The sequence below is a fragment of the Geomonas sp. genome (genome assembly GCF_056994735.1).
Window position 1 is genome coordinate 1 of the sequence record NZ_JBXKJL010000302.1, and the last position, 2,694, is coordinate 2,694.

General features: G+C 62.5%; 3 protein-coding genes. 2 read left to right on the top strand and 1 reads right to left on the bottom strand.

Annotated elements, in window-relative coordinates; genetic code table 11:
* The first annotated feature begins 714 nt into the window (after positions 1-714).
* Together AC11W3_RS13360 and AC11W3_RS13365 are read left to right on the top strand one after the other, a co-directional pair.
* Positions 715-960 carry a hypothetical protein gene (locus AC11W3_RS13360; RefSeq protein WP_484093147.1) on the top strand — a complete coding sequence of 82 codons (246 nt, stop codon included), beginning with the start codon at positions 715-717 and terminating at the stop codon, positions 958-960.
* Positions 961-989: 29 nt separating this feature from the next.
* The gene (locus tag AC11W3_RS13365) at positions 990-1,916 is read left to right on the top strand and encodes an ISAzo13 family transposase (RefSeq protein ID WP_484093148.1); all 927 of its coding nucleotides are present in this window, start codon (positions 990-992) and stop codon (positions 1,914-1,916) included.
* Between the two features lie 244 nt (positions 1,917-2,160).
* Here AC11W3_RS13365 and AC11W3_RS13370 read toward each other — a convergent pair.
* Positions 2,161-2,694, bottom strand: a 534-nt coding sequence (locus tag AC11W3_RS13370; RefSeq protein WP_484093149.1) for a hypothetical protein, incomplete at its 5' end; no start/stop codon positions are given.

A 2,694-nucleotide genomic window follows, 5' to 3' on the forward strand; every position in this document is an offset into this window, starting at 1 on the left:
CCCTCAAGAGGTGAGCGCTCCGAGCGGGCCCTCGGCTCCGGAAGTCACTTCCCTAGGGAGATGGTCCGCCTGGTTGCTGATGAGCCGTAACGATCCCTGCCCTTGGCGAGGGCCCGGCAGGTCCGAGGCAATGATCGGGACTGCCGCCGAGGCGCCGTGCGGGGTATTAGGAGGCCTACCCCCCAGTGATCGACCGTGAACCGCCCGAAGGTTGAGGCCAATTGCTGCCGCAACTCCGAGCGGGCCTCGGAACTCGCCGGGCACGCCGATATCCGTTCCACCAGGGAAAGGGCCGCGCTCCGGACATCATCGACTCGCCGAGCCCGAGGGCGGGTACCGCCAGATTGCTGCTGAAATAGACTCTAAGGTGTTTGCCCCTTGTTTTGCCCGCCAAACAGGTCCGATTCCATTCCAAGCCTGATTTCAAGCCTCTTGCGTGAGCCAAGATTCGAAGAAAACGTTGATTATCACTTTTATGTACATATATGGACTACGAAAGTCAGTCCATTTTGTTGTCCGTATTAGTCGAAAATGAAGTAAGTTTTCATGGTTCACGAAACGTCATCGTAAGGTCTTTTAGTAAAGCATGTTACGTGCTGCCAGCGGCCGAAACGTAGGGGCTTAGGACTGGAGATTCAACAACTTCCCGACCTGCTGTATGGTCCTGTATAACCACGGGATCGAACGAAGAGCCGGTCCCGAGGTGATCCTGCCATGCCCTTCAGCCCTGAGATCGAACAGGCGATGCGCTCGTTCTACGACTCGCTCTCCGAGAAGGACCGACGCCGCTACGCCGCCATCGAAGTCGCCAAGCTCGGGCACGGGGGCGGCGAATACATCGCCACCGTGCTCGGCTGTGACCCCAAGACCATCCGCCACGGGCAGCAGGATTTGGGACACCTGCCCGATGACCTCGGCGACCGAGTGCGCAAAAGGGGGGTGGACGCAAACGGTGCATAGACATCGTGCCGCATCTGGAGGAGAACTTCTTGCGAGCGGTGAAGGACTACACCGCCGGTGACCCGATGCGCCCGGACGTGACGTGGACCAACCTGACATTGGACCAGATCGCCGAGCGGTTGGCCGAGGCGGGTACACCGGTCAGTGTCACCGTGGTCAAGCAACTGCTCCGCAAGCACCGCTACATCAAGCGGAAGGCCCGCAAGTCCCTCTCGATGGGGCAGCATGCCGACCGCAACCGGCAGTTCGAGAACATCGCCCGGCTCAAGCGGGAGTATCTGGAGTCCGACAACCCGATCCTGAGCATCGACACGAAGAAGAAGGAGTTGGTGGGCAACTTCTACCGGGAGGGCCGCCTCTACACCCAGGAGACGATCGAGACGTTCGATCATGACTTCCCCAGCGCCGCCTCGGACGTGATCATCCCGCACGGGTTGTATGACGTGAAGCGGAACGACGGTCACGTGAACCTGGGCATCAGCCACGACACCAGCGAGTTCGCCTGCGACAGCATCGAGCGGTGGTGGGAGAGCCGGGGCCGAATGCTCTACCCCCGGGCGACCTCGATCCTTCTGCTGTGCGACGGTGGCGGGAGCAACAGCGCCAGCCAGTACCTGTTCAAGGAGGACTTGCAGCGGTTGGTCGATCGGATCGGGATCGAGATCCGGGTGGCGCATTACCCGCCTTATACGTCGAAGTACAACCCGATCGAGCACCGGCTGTTCCCGCACCTGGCGCGGGCTTGCCAAGGGGTGATCTTCGAGAGCGTCGAGTTGGTGAAGGGGCTGATGGAGGAAGCGAAGACGAGCACAGGATTGCGGGTGACGGTGGAGATCCTCGACAAGGTGTACCAGACCGGTCGGAAGTATGCGGAAGGGTTCAAGGAGACCATGAAGATCATGTTCGATGAGATCCTCCCGAAGTGGAACTACCGGGTGATTCCGAGCGGCTCATGAGATCGGGAAGTTATTGAATCTGCGTTCCTTAGCCGGGTTGTTGGCGCAGCGACAGTCAGGCTTGCCGCACTTGACGTAGACTTGGCGGACGCCTCCCGCGGCGACCGGCCCGAGTCAGGCGATTTCCTTTTTCAACTTGCGATCCGCCAACGCATCGCTAAGTCCGGAGGGTCTTTCTTCCGCCAACGCATTACCCCCCTGAATGTCTGCGGGAACCGCCAGCAGCCGCGTGTTCAGGTGTCGGTTAATCGTTCAGCAACTTGTAGGGCCAGCGCTTCAGCACGCGGCCGTTCAGGTACGCCGTCAGCCTCCCACGCCCGGTGTCCATCACCGGTCGCAGGTACAGGCCCCGATGCCGCTTGCCCACCCGGTACGACTGGCTGAGCACGCTCACCGTCCCGGCCGGACTCACCCGCCGGATGAAGGTCACGCGCCCGGCCGCCAGCTTCTGGCGTCCCGTCGGCACCGCGAAGTTCGCGGGCAGCTTCCGCAGCCGCAGCCCCCGGCGGTGCTGCGCCGGGGTCTTACCCCCGAGCCGCGGGTGGACGTGCTGCGTGTTGACGGCCTCCTGCAGCCGCGTCAGTTCGCGACGCAGGGCGCCCGGCCTCGTGTAACGCCGGTCGAACAGCCGGGGCTGGAACCAGCCGTTGAAGTTCTCCACCCCGCCGTTGAACTGGGGCTCCCATTTCGGGATGAAGACCGGGCCGACGCCGAAGCGCAGGCACAGCCGGATCACCCGCGACAGGGTGCGGGCCGCCGGCCCCCAGCCGGACAGCTC

Excerpts from the sequence above, each read along its gene's own strand:
- AC11W3_RS13360 (WP_484093147.1), top strand. The coding sequence starts at position 715 with ATGCCCTTCAGCCCTGAGATCGAACAGGCGATGCGCTCGTTCTACGAC.